Here is an 18,009-nt window from a genome sequence, read left to right on the forward strand (position 1 = left end):
GCGCGATGCGGACCGGCAGACTGACCGATGTCGGGCTGTGGATCGGCGCGGGGCTGGTGGCTGCCGCCCTTCATGGAGGTGGCCTGCTGTGGCTGTTACACGAACCGCCGCTCGTCGCCGCCGACAGTGCTCCGCCGCCGGCCATCATGATCGAACTGGCCGATACCTCCGAAGCCGTCATGACCGACGAGAACGAGATTACGGCCGACCAGCAGACGGCTCAGGAGAGTCAGCCGGTCGAGAAGGTGGATACGACCGAGGAAACGCCGGTGGAGCAACCGCAGAAAGAGGTCGCGGAAACAACTTCGGAGCCCGTCGAGCCTGAACATCAGCCCGTCGATAGATCGTCCGAAACGGTTGACCCGGTGAAGCAGGAAGTCGTGAAGCAGTTCGAAAACGTAGAGGTGCCGCTGCCTATATCGCGGCCCAAACCGCCTGAGAAGAAGCGCGAGATGGTGAAAAAAGAACCCGAGAATACGCCGGTCAAGCAGCGCCAGCAGCAACAGGCCGCGTCGAAACAAGCGGTTGAGGCGCAGGCTCAGGTGATTCAGTCGAACCGCAACGCGGCACGCCAGTTAACATCCGGGCTGTTCTCGTCTTCGGTGACGCCAGCGAAATGGCAGGCCCGGCTGATGGCTCATCTCGAGCGGCGCAAGAGATACCCGTCTGAGGCACGGTCACGCGGAGAGTACGGAACTGTTTATGTCCGGTTCAGCATAGATGATTCCGGCAATGTTCTGTCGGTCACGCTTGCGCGTTCTTCGGGGCATAGTGAACTGGACAACGAGGTTTTGTCTCTGGTGCGACGAGCCTCACCAGTGCCGGCTCCTCCGGCCGGCGTGAAGAAGACCATTACTGCACCCGTGCAATTCTCCGTGAGAGGGTGATCCTGGAACCAGCTTTGAATTGCTGTGCTGCGTTCAGCATGGGGGAGCTGGCGACCATTCAGTCCAAAAATGTGATGTAAATGGCGGAGTTATTACTAATGCTAATAATTATAGTAATAATTCGCATTTTCATTTATTTTGAAAGAAATGGTAAAATAGCTAATAAAAAGATTTCTGCCGTTGACCACAACTGACAACCAGCATCGCTGATTGCGATTGATACAGGCCAAGGCAACTGGGCATTCGGGGTGGTTTTTATGATCAGAGACGGCTCCGTCATGCGACGTGTTGTAAATAGATCAATCCATCAAGGAGATTTTTTATGATTCAGATCATGAAGAAAACGGTCCTGGCACTCGCTGTTTTAGGAGCGGTTAGCACGGCCGAAGCGGATGTTGTTGGGGGACAAAGTGATGCAGCGAGTCCTTTTCACGTGGGAACCGCAACTTATGGCACTGCGGGTGCTGCTGGTGCCGGCGTGACAGGGCAGATACTTAATCTTGTAGCGTCTTTTGATCACTTTGCGCTTCCTGCTTATTTTAACTCGACAACCGGTGTCTATAGCGTCAGCGGTCGGCAATTGGTTGCGGACGGAGCACCTGGTCCGGGAACCCCTGTTGATCATAGCGGTTTAGGCGTCTGGTCCTTCGCCCAGGTTGGTAGTCAGGATGTCTGGTTCGGCGAGTGGGATGCTGAATCCACCACCGGTGCGATCGGCACCAAGGTAGCGGGTACCCATACCGTCTGGTACAACGGCGAAAACGGTAACGTTGCTTCGACGCTACCGACTGCGGCACCGGTGACCTATACGGTTCGCTCAATCAACAACTACTCAGGATCGACACTGCCTACCAGTACGTTGACAGCCAACTTCGCCACTGGCGCGGCGAGCGCAACCGGTGATATCGGCTTCACAGGGGGTACGATCAACACCGTAGGTTCTGATGTTCGACTCGCTGCCAGCGGCGTCAGCGTGGCCAGCGCCAGCGGTACTGGCGGCAGTCTCGATGGCAAGTTCTACGGGACCGGCGCTGCCGGCGTTGCCGGGATCGTTACTTTCTCTGACCGGACCAAGGATACCGCCTTCGGTGGCTCCAAAAATCTATGAGAAAGAAGCAGTCTGACAACGGCACTCCGGGCTCATTAGCAGTCGCAACAATTGCAGGAAGTGTTCGTCAATGAAACCCGATAGTGCTTGTACCTTGAGCGAGGGCAGGTTTCCTCATGCCCTTGCTCTTTTCAGCGCCGGTCCCTGACGCCCCGGTTGCGCTGCCGGAGCAGGTGCAGGTTCTCGCGCACTCGCTTTCCGGAAAATCTGCCTATGCAACATCCACTGGATTTATCCGCCGCTTCCTGTCCAAACCAGCGGCAGTCCATATCTCAGAAGCGCCAGTTACTGCGAATATTCCAGAATCGCTCTGGTGGGCAACTTCTCATTCGAGGTATTCTTCCAGTTGTTTTCGGAGTGGTGTCGTTTGCATCTGTTGCCGCACAGGATCGTGACGACACACGCCGCCTTCTCGAACAAAATGTCGAACGTCAGGCGACCGATCGTGAACGCGAACTTCTGAAAGATGAAGTCAGCCCTCCGCAGGGCCAACGGCCGACCCTGACCATTAACGGGCAGTCTTACCAAGTGGAGCGGACCGCCAGCGCTCTGGGACAGGCACTTTACCTGTCGCTTCAATATCACCAATGGTCTGCGGCGGGCCATTTCCTTGAAGAGTACCTCACGCTGCCAGATCGCGACCCGATGCTGGTTCACTATGCCAGCGGAATACTGGCGCGTGTACACGGACGACCGGGCGAAGCGGAGGCGGAATTTCGGGCTTTGTTGGAACTACAACCCGGCTTCCTGCCGGGGAGGCTTGAATTGGCACGAGTCCTGTTCGAGGACGCACAAGAACGTGAGTCAGAGAGGCTATTCTCCGACATCCTGGCGTCGATCGATAACTCGGACCCTAAGACCGCCGGTGTTGGCAAAACCATCGAGGCATACCGAAACGCCCTGAAACAACGTCAGGCGTGGACAGGTTCCTTCTCGTTCGGTCCATCCTGGTCAGACAATATCAACCGAACATCGGCCAGCCGTACTTGCCTTTTATCCGATAACACTGGCTTCTGTTATTACGAGCGCGCACTTCCTGAGGCGATCAGGGCCTATGGTATGGATTTTGACGCGAGCCTCCAGAAGCGAATCCCCCTGCTCGGGCATCATGGCCTGTATATGCGCTCTCTTCTTTACGGTACCCAGTACCAGAATCACGGCGACTATAATGAAACCACGTTCAACACACAGGCCGGTTATAGCTACCGTGATAGCCGCCAGCAGATCTCCCTGGCCCCGTCCTTCGAATATTACGAATGGGGCAATGATGCCCTGTATGGTGCCTGGGGATTGCATGGCGAGTGGAGTTACACGCTCTCTCCGGCGTCGCTTGTCAAGCTTGAGGGGGACCACAAGGATCTACGATATCGCCGCGAACTCTACGCCCAAAACTTCAACGGTTCGCAACGCTCCTTCTATGCCACCTACTTCAGAGATGTTGGGGCAGGCTGGACACTTTTCGGAGGAATTGACTTTGTCGACAGCAATGCGAAGGAGGATGTCAATGCCTATCAGCAGAAAGGGGTGCGAGCCGGTGCGTCTGTGCAGGTCTCCGGATTCCAGGGAACCCTGTTCGCAGCCTACAGAAAGCGCGATTATGACCTTTACAATCCGTTGATTGAGGCAAGGCGCAAGGACGAAGAACAAAATTACACCTTCGTACTGAAAGCTGCGCGCTGGCAGGTGGCCGGTTTTGTTCCAAGCCTCACCTACCGGTACAACAAAGTGAAAAGCAACGTCGACTGGCTCTATTCCTATGACCGCAACGATGTCAGCCTGAAGATGGAGTACACGTTCTGAACGGGTATTCCCGCCTCACCGTGGCGGGAGTTATCGCGGTGCCGGTCTGGCCCGGCACTGCGACAGGATGAGGCTTGTCACGCAAGGCGCGGCAGGCATGATCCTGGTGAAAACTCGGCAAAGCCGATCTTCTCGATGATCTCGGACAGATGCTCCACTACGGTAAGGTCCTGGGCGGCTGCCATTGTCGCTGTTGACGGGCGAACCAGGAAACCATCGTGAGCCAGGCGCAGCATGGCAAGATCGTTGAAGGCGTCACCCGCGGCCAGAACATGGGAGCCCTGTTTCAGAAGGCGGGCGACATGATCTTCCTTGCCATTGCGGTCGGCCCACGCGCAGCCCGTGATCCAGTTGTCGGGATCTGTCTCCAGTGAGTGGCAGAACGCCTCCGGGGAACCCAGCGCATCGAGCAGGCTGCCCGCCAGCTCGCGGAAGCAATCCGAAACGATGTGTACCCGATAGCCACCGTGTTGTTCGAGTTGGTGCAGGAAATTACGGGCTTCATGGTATGGCTGGATATCGGCAAGGATGGCCTGCACGTCACGAAGGCGCAGGCCATGTTGTCGCAGATGGTCGATGCGCCAGCGCATCAGCGCCGGATAGTCCGGTTCTTCCCGGGTCGTGATGGACAAGGCCTCGATGCCGCTGGCCTGCGCGATTCGTGGCCACAGTTCCGGGATCAGCACGCCTTCGAGGTCGATACAGGCAATTCTCATCGCATCCCCCTTTCAAGCGCTGACGTTGGTAAAAGCCAGGGATGCCCCCAGTGCGATTAGCGCGACCCCGATAATCCTGTCGACGGTGAGTTGGTGGTTCAGCAGTCGGCGGCGCATGGCGGGGGCCGCAAAGAAGAGCGCCACGATGCTGAACCAGACCCAGTGCGAAACGGACATGAACAGGCCGTAGGCGAAATTGTGGCTCATCGGGCTGCCGGCATGGACGACCTGCGTATAGGTGGCGACAACGAAGAGCATCGTCTTCGGATTGAGCGCATTGGTCAGGAAGCCCATGCGGAAGGCCGCCAGCGATGACGGCGCGGAACCGGATGCTTCTTCCAGCTTCAGCACCGTTTTGTTGGTCAGTGACTTGTATCCGAGATAGATCAGATAAGAGGCCCCCAGCACTTTCATGCCCAGGAACAACAGAGGTGAATTGACGATCACCACAGCAATGCCCAGCACCGTGTACATCACATGGACCTGCACGCCGCAGGCAATACCGAATGCCGAAATCAGGCCGGTGCGCGAGCCGAAGGCATAGCTGTTTCGGGTGATCATCGCAAAATCGGGACCGGGACTGACGACCGCCAAAATGGTGATGGTGGCTACTGCAATCAGTTCATTCATTGGTTTGGAACTCCATTGGGAGGCTGCGGAACGATCGGATCGTTCCGCAGGCGGTCTCAGCGCTTGTTGAAGGTGATGACGAGGACGTCGCGATAGCCCTGCCGGGCTGGATCATCCGCAAGGATGGGCGTTACCCCATGCATCGTGCGTTCGTCGTTGACGATGGCTGCGTCGAGAGGATCAGCCAGGGTGTAGCGGGCAAGTTCCTGGCGATCCCTGTCGTAGATGCCGGTCTCGCCATTGAGGACGTTCACGCGGTTGACCAGCATCATGAAGACGAAGCTCACACCGTCCCGATGGATGCCTTCGGGAGTGGGCAATGCCTCTGCGCTGGTGGCGACGATCCGGAACTGATGAACTTCGATATGCCAATCGTTGAACGGTGCCAGGCCGCTGAACGTGGCGCGGCACAGTTCCAGCGCCGACATCAAGACCTTGCCCGACGCGATCGAGGGTTCGATGGGCGCGAAATGTCGGGCAATCCCGCCATTGAGGGTGTTATACGTGACGCTCTGGTAGTGAGGTTGCGGCGGCTCCAGCTGAACACTGGAAGCCGGCGTGGCGCTGTAAACGCCATGACGTCGAAACCGGTACGTCCCGCCATCCTTCATGAACTGGTCTTGCTCCAGGCGATTCCAGCTCTCCTGAAACTCTGTCCAGTCGTCCAGTGCGCTTGCATCCTCAGCAGAGAGCAGCGACCGGACAGTTTTGGACGGCAGTATGATGTAATCCTTTTTGGCGATGATTTCGCACAGATTGTTCGTGCGGTCGCTGCCAGTGGCCTGCTTCATTTGCGTTTGCGCAATTTCGGCTTCAGGCGTCGATTTCTCCATATAACACCTCAGTATTTAAGTTTTCATTGAGCTCTCGTGTTGTGCCGATTGAATTATTGAGTGCTTGTGCTGGAGAAAAAAGCGATTTATCTTGAGAGAAATCTGTCAGATTTCATCGTGTATATGAAACTTCCATCACTGGCTTCATTCCGCTTTTTCGAGGCGGCAGCGCAAACCGGCAGCTTCGTGAAAGCGGCCGAACAACTCCACGTGACGCACGGCGCGGTCAGCCGACAGGTGCGGCTGCTGGAGGAGGCGTTGGGCGTCGAGCTGTTCGAGCGGCGCAACCGGGCGATCTTCCTCAATGCGGCCGGGCGCTCGTTGCATACGACCACCTTCGCGGTGTTCGAGCAGCTCGAAGGCGCTGTATACCGTTTGCAGCAGTCGGCACGGGAAGAGGTGCTGGTCTTGTCCTGCGAGCCGACCATCGCCATGAAGTGGCTGATCCCGCGGCTGCCCGCGTTTCACAAGCAGAACCCCGACATCAACCTGCATCTGGTCGCCGCCGGTGGGCCGATCGATTTCGCACGGGAAGGTGTCGACCTGGCGCTACGCCGTGACGATTTCCATTGGGATCAGGACGTCCACGCCGAGAAGATCTGCGACGAGTGGGTGGGGCCGGTCAGCAAGGCGAAGAAGAGCCGCAAGGAGCAACTGGATGGCGTGCGCCTCCTGCACTCGGGGACTCGGCCAAAGGCGTGGCCGACCTGGCAGCGGCTGTCAGGGATTTCCACAAAGGGCAGCATTCGGGTGGATTACGAACACTTCTACCTGTGTATTCAGGCGGCGGTATCTGGTTTGGGGATGGCCATGGTTTCGTTCCTGATGGTGCAGGACGAACTGCAGAGCGGCCAGTTGCACGCCCCCTACGGCTTCATCCGGGATGGGTCCGGCTATTGCCTGCTGTCGCCTCAGCCACTCGACCAGGATGAAAAGTGCGCGCGTTTCAAGGCATGGCTGATGGCGGAGGCGGCTGCGAGCCTTTCTGCGATCGGGGCGTGAGCCGGCAGGACCGACCTTCCATGTCGCGCCGGTCTGTACTCCGGTTGGCGCTATATCGCCTGCCGGTGCCGGTTCTGCTCGAAGACGTGAATGGTGCTGGTCAGCATCGCGGTATGAGCGAACAGGTCCCGCGCCGAATCGGATGATTCTCCGACCAACTCCGCGTTCTGCATGGCGATACGTTCCAGATCGACCACCGCCTGGCTGATCTGGGCAACGCCCGTGCTCTGCTCCTGCGCACTGGTCATCAGCGTATTTTGATCCAGCCCGCCCGTTTGCGCTGTCACATCGCCCAGGAGTGAACGCAGGTTGCTTTGAGAGTCAAAGTCACCTTGACACGTTATCAACCGCATCGGAGGGTGTCTCGGTGTTCGTTCCCAGCTCGGTATCATGATCGGCAGATAGCAAATCCAACGCGGACAACAGCGCGTCGCCTTCGACGGGACCTGACAGGGCAAGTGTGCGGCCGCCCTGGTTGTCTCTCAGCTTCAGCGTCGGGGTGGCGGTGAAGCCTTCACGCCAACCTTCGCTGGTCTGTGCCTGGATGATCGCCTCGGTGCGTTTGCTATCCTGGCAGGTCTGGATTGCTGGCGTCAGCGCTGGGTATTGCGCGGTGTCCGGTATGCCGGCGCCATCGCTCCGGGTGTGTTGGTAGATCCAGGTAACCGCCTGCCAGAACGCGGTGTGGCCTTCGGCCTCTCCCGCGCATTCGGCCAGTCGAGCCTGTCTTGTTGCTGCTGGTTCGTGCATGGGAAGTGGCAAATGGTGCCATTGCAGGTTCGCCTCGGGGTGCCGATCCACCCATGCTTTGATTATTGGGTAGTAGCTCTTGCAGTATGGGCATTCCAGATCCGCATAAAGAATCAGCGTAAAACGTGCGTCAGCGCTGCCATATCGCCATGGCGGCCCCTCCTGAAAATGATGCGTGGCCGCGTTTTCCGCACTGACTTTTACCGGTGAACCGGATTCGTTCATCAGGTACCAGGCTCCCAGAAGCAACAAGGTGAGTGCCAAGGCAACCAAGGGGCCCAACTGACGACGAAGCGGAGAACGGAAGAAGAGAGAGGATGGCATGGCAGGCTCCCACCGTTTAGTTGAATGCGTCCAGCGGCAACGAGTCGATGCCGCGCGCCCGGTCGATCTTTTCCGCGACCTTGAAGGCGGCATCGAGTTCGCTGATGCCGAATTGCTGCATTAGCTGGTAGCGCTCAGCCTTCTCTTCCGGCTCGGTCATGGCAAGCGCCAGGTACAGGCTTGGCGGGACGGCGCGGAACAGCAGTTCCATCGACTTCGACAGGATTACGCCTTCGGTGAATTTCCCGGCCTCTTTCCTCGCCGACAGCATCAGGGCTTTCTGCGATGGATTGAGCTCGCGGAAGCGGGCGATCTTCTCCACTTCGTCGGGCGGCATGCTGAGGCACACCCACCATTCAATCATATTGAGCATGGGTTCCGCCGCTTTCGGCAGGTCGTCGAGGTTTTGCGTAGCGAGCCAGTACCAGGCCCCCAGCTTCCTCCACATTTTCGTGATTTTTACAACATAGGGTGCGAGCAGCGGGTTCTTGGTGATGATGTGGCCTTCATCTGTCACATTGATGATGGGACGGCCGAGAAACTGGTCGCGTTCGGCGATGTTGTTCACCGTGTTGATCAGGCTGATATAGGCGATGGAGAGCTGCGCGTTGTAGCCCTCCCGCGAGAAGGTCGCCAGATCAACGATGGTGATGTCCGCCTCCGGCCACGGTGTACCGGGCCTGTCGAACATTTCACCGTCGATCCCTTGGCAGAACATGTCCATCGCATCTGCCATTTCCAGCAGGCGCGTGCGGCGCGTTTCAGGCAAGGTGGGATCGCGGCCGCGTTCGCGCAGCGCATCGCGCACGTCGCGAGTCAACACGGTGCGCTTCTCCGACACGCAGCGTTGCGCGGCCTCAAGAATGCATTGACGGATGAGGCTGCGGTCGGCCCTTGTCATTCGGGCTTCCTCTTTATCCTCGCCGCCAGTGATCATCAGCCGGGCGGTGATTTCCAGTTCTCCCAGCACGTCACGCTGTTCGTCTCCCTCCGTCGCTTCCTCTTCGGCGCTCTCCTCGTCCAGCGCGTCGGCATCGAGTGTCTGCACCTGGCTCGGCGTATCGACCAGGCGCCAGGCATCGGCAAACGGTGCAAGGCTCACGCCGGCGCCGGGTGAGAGCTTGACGCGATGCACGGTGAGGCCCAGCCGCGCCGCAAAATCACCGAACAACCCGAAGCTGTTGCCTGCTTCCACGATGAACATCCGCGGGCGGTAAATCGCTGTGACCTGGTTGAGGATGTTGTTCAGGGTCGCGCTCTTGCCCGAGCCGGTGGGCCCGAACAGGAACAGGTGCGCATTCATCTGTCGATCGAGCCGGTTCAGCGGGTCGAACGTGACCGTACCACCGCCACGGTTGAAGAAGGTGATGCCCGGATGGCCGGTTCCCTGGCTGCGTCCCCAGACCGGCGCCAGATTGGCCGCATGCTGGGCAAACATTAGCTGGGTGTACCACTGCCGCTTGTCCTTGCCGGGGTCGTAGACGCAGGGAAGCCAGCGCAGGTAGCTGTTGAGCGGCGCAACTTCGTCTTCCTCGCGCACGGGCTGCAGGCCGGCATTGAGGAGGACATTGCCAAGCTGAAGGCCGCGCATATCGAGATCGGCGAGGTCGCGCCCGCGCAGGTAGAACGCCAGCGAAGCGCGATAGAGCTTGTGCGAACTGCCGATCAGCCCGCGCGCCTGCTGCACATCTTTGAGCGCTTGTTCCGATGCCAGGGTTTCGCCGACCGCTTTCTTCGCCAGATGGTTCAGATGGGCTTCGAGAATGTCCTGGGGGGTGATCACAAGGGTGAGGCACATGGTCGTGTCCTCGGGCATCTGGTCGAACAGGGCATTGATGGCGTCACCGCCTTTGCGGGTTTCGCCGGTCAGGTGGCCGGTTGCCGGCGGCGTGCGCAGGCGGTCGAGCACGATGGTGCGATGGGGCATGCCGTCGAAGAACCAGAGGCCGTTGTCAACATCGGATCTCGGCTGGCCGAAAAACAGCCGCTGCGCGAAATCGGTGCCGCTGGCAAGTTCCAGTTCGTCTTCTCCGGTCGCTTCCGGATAGGAAGCCAGACGATAGAACCGCTCACGGTCTTCGTCTGTCGGACCCAGGAAGCTTGGTCCAGGATTGAACCAGGGCAGCAACCAGGCATGGATGGCAGCGGCATCGAGGCGGTGCGCCTGCACGCCGGCATTGGCGAGGCCGCCGGCCAGGCGTTCGCAGACGACATTCAGCGCCTGCTCGGGCGATTGCCCGCGCCGGGCTGGCGTATTGCCGACGCGCCGGTAGACGACCAGCCGAACACGGCGCGTCTGCCCGCGCCAGGGCAGCCGTGTGACCGTGCGGTCCTCGAACAGACCTCCCTGCCTGGAGACGGCGCGTAGATGGTGGCCGAAGAAACGGAGGTAGAACTTCGTGAACTCGCTTTCCCTCGCCCGAGGCTGAAGGTAGTTTTCAAGGGTCGAAAGATAGCGGTTCCAGTCGGCATCATCCTGGGCATACAACTGGACCACCCAGGGGGACTCGTCCAGTTCATCGAAACTGTCCTGGATTGCGTTCTCCAGCGCATCACGGACCTGTGCCAGCCATGAGGATTCCCTGCCTTCCGTACCGATCGGCATCAGCTCGAAGAATGCGGCGACAGAAGCTCCGTCCTCCAGCAGCATGCACCTGGACTCCGGCAGATACTCTACCCACGGCAGCAGATCGGCAAAGGACGGCGAAACGTCGTACAGCGCCTCTTCGTCGGCCAGCGTCGCGGGCCTGCGCCTGGCGTCCCGTTTGCCGGGTTCAGGGATGCCGTGCGCCCGCAGCTGCGCGAGGTAGCGCTCCCATGCGTCCGGTGGAGCATCTGGCGAGGAGCCGCTATCGGTATCGGGCGACGAAGCACGGCGCTTGAAGAACGGCCAGTCCATCAGTAATCCTCGGTCCGTTCGCCCGGCATAGCGTATTGCACGCGCTGGTACAGTGGGAAGACGGTGGTGTAGCCGGGGACAGGCACCGGATCGGTGCCCGCGAGATGGGGAAACACGTACATCACCAGATCGGGATTCGGCAGGCGTTGGAACTGCCGGTAGATCTCGTTTTGCGCCGTGCGGGTGTAGCTGGCATTGACCGCCGGCGCGGCCTTCACATCGACTTCGGTCAGCGGGCGGCGCAGCGACTGTCTTGCATCGAGCAGCTGCCGGGCGGTCTGGCCGCCGCGGGCGTTGCCGCCGGTTTCCTCGTTCCAGATATCCAGCATGCTCTGCCCATCGTGAGGCAGCAGCTTTTCCTTGCTGGTCGAGCAACCGCCAAGCGCCACGGCAATGACCAGCACCGCCAGGCCGTTAATCCAGATCCTGTGCATCAGAAGCACCTCCGAGACGATGATCGACCTTGCGCCCCTTCGGGTCGTAATCGATGGTGAGGGGTTGTTCGAGATGAACCGCGACCTTGGCGCCGGGCTTGACGTACACGGCCGCAAACGCCTGGCCGTAGAGCTTGTTCACCCACTGCGACATGTCCTGGACGCCACCGGCCAGGATGCGGCCCATCGCTTCGTTGCCGGAAATGCCGACCGTGCCGAGCGAGCCGTTGTTGTTGGCGACCACCGCCACGCTGCCGTTGTCCGACTTGATCAGCGACGCCGCACCCGCTCCGGCCGCGGTGATCAGCGCCTGGGTGCCCAGGTATTGCTGGGCGTTGCTGCGCCGTTCGCCGCTCACGCAGGGAATGCCATAGGGATCGCTGATCCAGCCGAGGCCATCCTGCGTACTGTTGCCATTGGCGTTGCTGCTCTGCTGGCGGTTGCCGCCACGATCGCCGTCCTCCGGAACCGTGCGGATGGTGCCGTCATGGAACACGAAGGTGACCGAGCGGATCTGCCCGCGCACGCACGAGAGCGTCCAGTCGCCCGACGCCGTGCCGCTGACGACCGCACCGGCGACATCGGGAATGTCGATGCCGTTCGCGGTGAGGTTGTCCGGGCCGATCAGGACTTTGAAGGGGTATGGATCGTTAACGGTCCCGTCAATCGGGACGCGCCCGATCAATGCCGTCATCGAAATCGAACCCATCAGCGTGGCGTTGGTCGGTACGGTATAGACCGGCCTGGCGGTGGAGATGCCGGCGGCCTTGGCTCCGGCATCCGCGACCGTCTCCCGGGTGGTGTCCAGCGTCTTCTGTGCCGGGCCGAAGCTGTTCGGGAATGTGAAGCTCCCGGCCGTGCCGGGGCTGCGGCTCTTGCCGTCGCTGCGTGCATCTTCCGGCTCGATCCAGCGCACGCCATCGGTTCCGAGCCCGGCGCCGTCGCCGGGTTCGAGGCCAAGCCCGACCGGCAGATCGGCATGGCCGTTCTTGCCGCTCAGGTTTTCGAACTGGCGCTGCAGGTCCTGCAGCAGGCCCTGGGTTTGCTGGCGTTCGCTGGCAACCTGTTCGCGGTCATTCTTCAGCTGGTTGCGCTCGGTCTCCAAGGCGCTCTGGATACGGCGATCGATGGCGCCCTCGCGCTGACGCAGGCGTTCGTTTTCCGCCTTCTGGGTCTTGTTGTCGGTCAGCGCCGTCTGCAGTTCGGTGCGCAACTGCCGAACCTGGCCGACCAGGGTCGCCACCGTATCGCGCGGCGTGTCGCCTTCGATGCCGAGCGCCCTCGCTTCTTCCGGTGTGAGCTGGGTTCCGCCGTCCCGGCCAGGCTGGCTACCTCCGCCGGAAAACAGCTTCACGCCGACGAACACCAGCAGCAGCGCCATCGGGATCATCAACCACTTGAGCAGGCCATTACCTTTCATGACGGCCTCCATCCTTGCGAGCCGGTGTTTTGGGTTCCGGCAGGTTCAGCGCGGCATTGACCGGGCTGATCGTCGGCAGCAGCGATTCACCCAGCCCGTGCCCCTTCGTCACCAGATAGACGACCGAGGTGTCATCGGGCGTGCCGGCCGGACCCAGCGTGTTGTGCTGGAACGCCCCCGTCATGAAGTCGCCTTGCAGGTCGCGAGGGTCGAGAGAGAGCCAACGCTTCGAGGTGTTGTTCAGCCGTACCGCCGTCACCCACAGGCCATCGAGGCGCCAGGCGGCGAGCGCCTGCGCTCGCACCGGCAGGGTCGGCAGCAAGGTATCCAGTGGCAGGTTGCGTTTCAGATTGACGCGCGTGATGCCGGATATCGGCTCGACGGTACGCAGCGGCGCATAAAGATTCTGGGCCGCATAGCGCGTCAGCACCACCGGCACAGGCGTCTCGCGAGCCGTGCGGGAGACCGCTTCCTGCGTGCCGTTTTCGTCGCTCTTTGCGGCCGCTGCCAGGTCGCCGTAACGGGTCGGAGCGCCTTCGGCTTCGACGATGCGCACCGGCTCCAGCGGCGCCTGGCCGGCCGGTGCAGGTTCGGCTGCAATGTCCAGCAGGATCAAGGCGCCGCTGTCAGCGTCCTGCAATTGCAGCCGGGTGGGCTCGATCGGCTCGCTGGCCCGCAGGTAGATTGCGCCGCCGGCGCTCTGGACACGGAGGCGGCCGGTCAGCGATGCGGGGACGCCGACGCGGACATTGCGGTCGATGAAGACGACGCGCTCCTGGTCCACATGCAGGGACACCGCCAGCGGCAGCCGCTCCCAGCGCAGGATTTCCAGCGCCTGGACCGCGGTCGGCAAACTCGTGGTCACCAGCAGTCCAAGGGCATAAAGGACATGTTTCATGGCGTCTCTCCCAAAGCGCCGCCGAGCCCGCCGGATGTCGTACCGGTCGGTGTCACGGGGTCGGGGGTGGTGATGCGCTGCGGCGCACCGCTGTAGCAGTCGATGGCCAGGCCGAATGGGTTGCGTTCCGGATCGACGTCCGAGCGCACGACCTTGAGGGGGTAGCGCACCAACGCGCGCTTGACCTGTTCGGAGCCGTAGTATTCGTCCGCCGTGACATCGAGCGTGACGATCCAGTCGCGGTCCGAGACCGTCTTTACCCGCAGCGTGGGGTCTTCGCCGTAGCCTCGGCCGGGGATCTCGTAGATCCCGCGTACCCGCTGACGCAGCTCGCCGGCCGTGCGGCGGTACTCGTAGTCGTGGCGCAGGAAGCTCTGGCAGGAGGGTGTGAAGTACGGCGACAGCACATGGATGTTGCGGGCGTAGTCTTCATCGCCGTTGACGGGCCAGCGCTGGAGTTGCTGCCAGATATAAAACGAGAAGGAATAAACCGATTCTGGCGGCACCTCCCACCATTTCCTGGTGCTGCCCGAGCGCAGGTCCGGCGGCACGTGGATGGTCAGGTCGCGCGGCGCGTTCCACCAGCCGATCCCCATTACCAGGGCCACCAGGAGCAAGGCGCCCGCGCCGAGGCGCAGGGTCTTGATGTGCGCCTGCAGGTGGGTGATCTCATTCTTGAACCGGCTCACGAGGCGGTCCTCCGTCTGGTGGTCCAGTAGCCCGAACGGGTCACCAGGTCGCGGCCACCGATGAACTGGGCCAGGCCAGGGTGCCGCCGCGCGACCCACCACTGGATCTGCCGGTACAGCCAGGTGTCGGGCCTGCCGCGTTTCTGGCGGCGCAGCATGCCGCCGCCGGCGAAGACGCCGGCGGCGATGCCGAGCACGATGGCGGTGGGAGCGATGGCGATCATCGAGAAGACGATCGCCAGCGGAATGCCCACTGACAGGCCGGCCGCGCCCGACAGGCCTGCGCACACCCACAACTCATCCGCCGTGAGGCCGCGCACGACCACGGGATGGCGATTGAGGCGATGCGGCAGGAACGCTACCGTTCCGTCAGGCCGGACGTCCTGATGCTCAGGCATGTTCGTCCCTCACAGAACGCCGGTGGCTTCGGTGAGCAGCCAGATGCCGACGACCAGCAGGACCGCGCCAACTGCCACCGTCAAACCGAACTGTCCCCAGGTTTTGCGGCCCGTGTGGATTTCGGCATACGTGCCGTAGGCGTGGTAGCACACGCCCACGAACATCGACGCGACCACCAGCAAGGCGATCAGCATCACGATGTCGTAGCCGTAGTTGCGCAGCGTATCCATGATGCCCGAGCCCGTGCCGCGCGACGGGTCTTCAAGCGTGGGCAGGCCCTGGGCCTGGGCGAGTGAACTCAGCATGGCAAACGCCGGCAGGGACGCCAGGGCTGCGATGCGCGTGGAGCGGAAGGGATGCGAAACCGGGTTCATGATGTGAGCCTTTGCGTTACGAGAGGAGGAAAAAAGTCAGCACGACGTACATCGCGACAAAACGCACCGCGACGCCGAGGAACTGACGCTGGGAAATCCGCTGCTCCGACCAGCCGACATAGGCAGTGCGCAGCGCCCACACGCCCCACAAGAGCAGGACCGCGAACACGGCGCCGACCAGCACGACGGATACGGCGGATGGGGTGAAGCCGCCGTTGGCCTGGAAGGCGGTGACCTGGCTGGCATTCATTTCTTCGGCTCCTGTTCGGAGTCCTGTCGGTAGTCGCCCTGCAATGCCGCGGGGTCGCGTGGCTGGGCGCGCTGCGGCGTCAGGTAGTCGTTGATGCCGGCCCGCATGCGCTGCAGGTCAGCAGCAAGGCGCGTGTAGTCGAAGTGATAGCGGGCGCGCTCCTGCGATGCGGTCGCGGCGGATTGCTTCGCGAGGCGATCGAGCAGATCCAGCTGGCGAACGACTGCCGCCAGATGTTCCTTCTCATTGCTGTCGTCGGCCGCGGTCGCCGGCAGAGCCGTCGACAGGCCGGCAAGCACCAGCGCCGCGAGCGCGCTGCGCCTTGCAAGTGCCGAGCGGTAGGACCGTGCCATCGTGCATTCCCCGTTGATGCGTAATGGCTTGATGCTGCGGCGGCGAGCGCGTGAAAGCCGCAAACAATAGGAACTGGCGGCTCACCACATTCTTGGGATGCTGGGTGTGTGAGCGTCTGGATGAGCACATGAGGTATCGGCTACGGTCGGTTCTGGGTGCTCCAAGGGTGTCGGAGCGCGGTGGGGGATCGAATGCGGCTTGTACGCCCGCGTTGGAAATAGGCACGCAGGAAACGCATAAAAGCGTCTCATGAGAGTGCTTATGCGATACTCTCGCTCCCTTGGGAGTGGTTATTGAAAGTTTGGGCGGGAAATGCAATAATCCGTCTCATGAAGGCAGATAACGATGATAGGCGCTCCCGTGAGAGCGATAAATTAGATGCACCACTGCCGTTGCCTGTCGAGCGTGCGATCCGCAAGCTCGGCAGCGACGTCGCGCTGGCGCGTAGGCGCCGCCGGATTTCGCAGGCCTCTCTGGCCGAGCGGATGGGCGCATCCGTGTCTACCGTCCGGCGCATGGAAAAAGGCGATGTGCGTGTGCCCATCCACTTCTTCGCCCGCGCCCTGCATGTCTTTGGCGAGATACAGGCCCTGGCTGGGTTGCTGGATACCGCGCGCGACGACATCGGCCTGACATTGATGGACGAACACCTTCCCAAACGCGTGCGCAGCAAGTCACCGACATCGGGGGCGCTATGAAATCCGCAGTTTCTATACGCCAGCAGATCCAGGTCTGCATCGGCAAGGCCGGCACGCCTGTCGGCACCCTCGTCTATGTCAAGCAGGGGCGCCGCGAAAACACCACCTTTGCCTACGACCAGAGCTGGCTGGCAAGCCCGCACGGGTTCAATGTGTCCGCCGACCTTGCGCTTCACTCTGGCTATCAGCCACGCCGCGCGCCGTCAGCGCACGATTCGGTCTTTCACTTCGCCCTTGCCGATACGGCTCCGGACGCCTGGGGGCGCAGGGTCATCGCGCGGGACCACGCCAGGCGCCGCAAGGACAACGCAGCACTCGCACCGCTGACCGAACTGGATTACCTGCTGGCGGTCGACGACTTCAGCCGGGTGGGCGCCTTGCGCCTGCGCGATCAGGGCGGCCGCTATTGCAGGACGGTCGATGAAGGCCGGCGCAGCACGCCGCCGCTTCTGGAGCTGCAGCGCATCTACCAGGCCAGCCGCGCGGTCGAGCAAGGCCAGGAAAGCACCGAGGATCTGCGCTACCTGCAGGGAAAGGGCACGTCGCTTGGCGGCATGCGTCCCAAGAGCACGGTGGTCGATGAGGATGGCGCGCTGGCGATCGGAAAATTCCCGAGCGTGGGGGATGCGCGCAGCGTGACGCGCGGCGAGGTACTGGCCCTGTGCCTGGCGCAGCGCGCCGGCATCGATGCCGCGCCTGCCCGCGTCGTCGAGATTGAGGGCACGCCGGTCGCGGTCATTCGCCGCTTCGATCGCGATGGGGTCGATGGACGCATTCCGTACCAATCCGCTGCTTCGTTGCTCCAGGCCTCCCGTGAAGAGGACCGAAGCTATACCGAGATCGCCGACGCGATTCGTTCTGTGGGGTATTCACCAACCGCAGACGTGCAACAATTATGGCGTCGGCTGGTGTTCAATCTGCTGATCACCAATGTGGATGACCATCTACAGAACCATGGCTTTCTGCACGTCGAAAAGGGGCTTTGGCGGCTGGCGCCGGCTTTCGACGTCAATCCTTTTCCCGACAAGGATCGGGAATCGAAGACCTGGCTGTCGGAGCAGGACGGACCGATCACCGACCTTGAGATGCTGCTGGCCCGAAGCGCCTATTTCTCATTGAGCAGGAACGATGCGCTGGCTGTGCTGGAGGAGGTGCATGCCGCCGTACTGGATTGGCGGGAGGTCGCGCTGGGGGCGGCGGTGGGGCTGCGCTCGAACGAACTGGACGACTTCGCGCCGGCGTTCGAGCACGAGCAGATGTCGCTTGCGAAAGCGTTGCTCGGCTGATCCAGTCTGGAGGATACGGGCGCTAACAGCCGCGCCCGGATTCACAGCTTCTAATAAGGATGCTTGCCGGAGAAACCCGAAGCGCTTCCGTGATGAATTCGCTCGTAGATTTCCTGCCGATGAACATCCACGTCCCTTGGCGCGGTCGTGCCGAATTTAACCTGCTGGCCGTTGACGCCAAGGACAGTGACAGTGATGTCGTCGCCGATACGGATGATCTCGCCAATGCGGCGCGTCAGAATAAGCATATGGCCCTCC

20 protein-coding genes and 1 pseudogene are annotated in these 18,009 nt (G+C 61.3%); 6 read left to right on the forward strand and 15 right to left on the reverse strand.

Annotated features, from left to right (window positions below):
- Window positions 1-5: 5 nt before the first annotated feature.
- From FY156_10395 to FY156_10405, 3 genes are all read left to right on the forward strand, one after another.
- Window positions 6-887 (forward strand): energy transducer TonB, encoded by an 882-nt coding sequence (locus tag FY156_10395; GenBank protein ID UXS03109.1) that lies wholly within the window; start codon window positions 6-8, stop codon window positions 885-887.
- A 322-nt stretch (window positions 888-1,209) separates the two neighbouring features.
- Entirely contained in the window at window positions 1,210-1,995 is a 786-nt protein-coding gene (locus FY156_10400; GenBank protein ID UXS01847.1) for a hypothetical protein, read from the forward strand.
- Between the two features lie 213 nt (window positions 1,996-2,208).
- A complete protein-coding gene (locus FY156_10405) occupies window positions 2,209-3,795 on the forward strand; it encodes a DUF560 domain-containing protein (protein ID UXS01848.1) in 1,587 nt (528 codons plus the stop codon).
- A gap of 77 nt (window positions 3,796-3,872) precedes the next feature.
- Here FY156_10405 and thrH read toward each other — a convergent pair whose 3' ends face one another.
- From thrH to tdo, 3 genes are read right to left on the reverse strand one after another with little or no spacing between them, the layout of a single operon-like run.
- Entirely contained in the window at window positions 3,873-4,511 is a 639-nt protein-coding gene (thrH, locus tag FY156_10410) for a bifunctional phosphoserine phosphatase/homoserine phosphotransferase ThrH (protein ID UXS01849.1), read from the reverse strand.
- A gap of 12 nt (window positions 4,512-4,523) precedes the next feature.
- A complete protein-coding gene (locus tag FY156_10415; GenBank protein UXS01850.1) occupies window positions 4,524-5,141 on the reverse strand; it encodes a LysE family translocator in 618 nt (205 codons plus the stop codon).
- Window positions 5,142-5,197: 56 nt separating this feature from the next.
- Window positions 5,198-5,974 (reverse strand): L-threonine 4-hydroxylase Tdo, encoded by a 777-nt coding sequence (gene tdo / locus FY156_10420; protein ID UXS01851.1) that lies wholly within the window; start codon window positions 5,972-5,974, stop codon window positions 5,198-5,200.
- Between the two features lie 123 nt (window positions 5,975-6,097).
- Between tdo and FY156_10425 the strand changes: the two genes are divergently transcribed.
- Window positions 6,098-6,976 carry a LysR family transcriptional regulator gene (locus FY156_10425; GenBank protein UXS03110.1) on the forward strand — a complete coding sequence of 293 codons (879 nt, stop codon included), beginning with the start codon at window positions 6,098-6,100 and terminating at the stop codon, window positions 6,974-6,976.
- Window positions 6,977-7,026: 50 nt separating this feature from the next.
- Here FY156_10425 and FY156_10430 read toward each other — a convergent pair.
- The 11 genes and pseudogenes from FY156_10430 to FY156_10480 form a co-directional block, all read right to left on the reverse strand.
- Window positions 7,027-7,233, reverse strand: a pseudogene (locus FY156_10430) (hypothetical protein).
- Window positions 7,234-7,303: 70 nt separating this feature from the next.
- Window positions 7,304-8,050 (reverse strand): DsbA family protein, encoded by a 747-nt coding sequence (locus FY156_10435; protein ID UXS01852.1) that lies wholly within the window; start codon window positions 8,048-8,050, stop codon window positions 7,304-7,306.
- A 16-nt stretch (window positions 8,051-8,066) separates the two neighbouring features.
- The gene (locus tag FY156_10440) at window positions 8,067-10,949 is read right to left on the reverse strand and encodes a conjugative transfer ATPase (protein UXS01853.1); all 2,883 of its coding nucleotides are present in this window, start codon (window positions 10,947-10,949) and stop codon (window positions 8,067-8,069) included.
- Window positions 10,949-11,383: a TIGR03751 family conjugal transfer lipoprotein gene (locus FY156_10445; protein ID UXS01854.1), complete on the reverse strand. Its 435-nt coding sequence runs from the start codon at window positions 11,381-11,383 to the stop codon at window positions 10,949-10,951. Before FY156_10445 ends, FY156_10440 begins: the two co-directional genes overlap by 1 nt.
- The gene (locus FY156_10450) at window positions 11,364-12,803 is read right to left on the reverse strand and encodes a TIGR03752 family integrating conjugative element protein (protein UXS01855.1); all 1,440 of its coding nucleotides are present in this window, start codon (window positions 12,801-12,803) and stop codon (window positions 11,364-11,366) included. Before FY156_10450 ends, FY156_10445 begins: the two co-directional genes overlap by 20 nt.
- A complete protein-coding gene (locus FY156_10455) occupies window positions 12,793-13,701 on the reverse strand; it encodes a TIGR03749 family integrating conjugative element protein (GenBank protein ID UXS01856.1) in 909 nt (302 codons plus the stop codon). The genes FY156_10450 and FY156_10455 overlap by 11 nt, the downstream gene beginning before the upstream one ends.
- Window positions 13,698-14,390: a TIGR03746 family integrating conjugative element protein gene (locus tag FY156_10460; GenBank protein UXS01857.1), complete on the reverse strand. Its 693-nt coding sequence runs from the start codon at window positions 14,388-14,390 to the stop codon at window positions 13,698-13,700. Before FY156_10460 ends, FY156_10455 begins: the two co-directional genes overlap by 4 nt.
- Window positions 14,387-14,788: a TIGR03750 family conjugal transfer protein gene (locus tag FY156_10465; protein UXS01858.1), complete on the reverse strand. Its 402-nt coding sequence runs from the start codon at window positions 14,786-14,788 to the stop codon at window positions 14,387-14,389. Before FY156_10465 ends, FY156_10460 begins: the two co-directional genes overlap by 4 nt.
- A 9-nt stretch (window positions 14,789-14,797) precedes the next feature.
- Complete coding sequence (locus tag FY156_10470; GenBank protein UXS01859.1) at window positions 14,798-15,163, reverse strand: TIGR03745 family integrating conjugative element membrane protein; 366 nt, start codon at window positions 15,161-15,163, stop codon at window positions 14,798-14,800.
- 16 nt (window positions 15,164-15,179) lie between these two features.
- Window positions 15,180-15,413, reverse strand: a complete 234-nt coding sequence (locus tag FY156_10475; GenBank protein ID UXS01860.1) for a TIGR03758 family integrating conjugative element protein — start codon at window positions 15,411-15,413, stop codon at window positions 15,180-15,182.
- Entirely contained in the window at window positions 15,410-15,766 is a 357-nt protein-coding gene (locus FY156_10480; protein UXS01861.1) for a raqprd family integrative conjugative element protein, read from the reverse strand. Before FY156_10480 ends, FY156_10475 begins: the two co-directional genes overlap by 4 nt.
- Before the next feature lie 330 nt (window positions 15,767-16,096).
- On the opposite strand from FY156_10480, the gene FY156_10485 reads away from it, so the two are divergent.
- Together FY156_10485 and FY156_10490 are read left to right on the forward strand one after the other, a co-directional pair.
- Window positions 16,097-16,465, forward strand: coding sequence for a helix-turn-helix transcriptional regulator (locus tag FY156_10485; protein UXS01862.1), 369 nt, complete (start codon window positions 16,097-16,099; stop codon window positions 16,463-16,465).
- Window positions 16,462-17,751 (forward strand): type II toxin-antitoxin system HipA family toxin, encoded by a 1,290-nt coding sequence (locus FY156_10490; GenBank protein ID UXS01863.1) that lies wholly within the window; start codon window positions 16,462-16,464, stop codon window positions 17,749-17,751. Before FY156_10485 ends, FY156_10490 begins: the two co-directional genes overlap by 4 nt.
- Before the next feature lie 50 nt (window positions 17,752-17,801).
- Here the strand turns inward: FY156_10490 and csrA are convergent, their stop codons facing one another.
- Window positions 17,802-17,999, reverse strand: a complete 198-nt coding sequence (gene csrA / locus FY156_10495) for a carbon storage regulator CsrA (protein ID UXS01864.1) — start codon at window positions 17,997-17,999, stop codon at window positions 17,802-17,804.
- Window positions 18,000-18,009: the final 10 nt, after the last annotated feature.

The organism is Agrobacterium tumefaciens (assembly GCA_025559845.1).
Lineage (GTDB): Bacteria > Pseudomonadota > Alphaproteobacteria > Rhizobiales > Rhizobiaceae > Agrobacterium.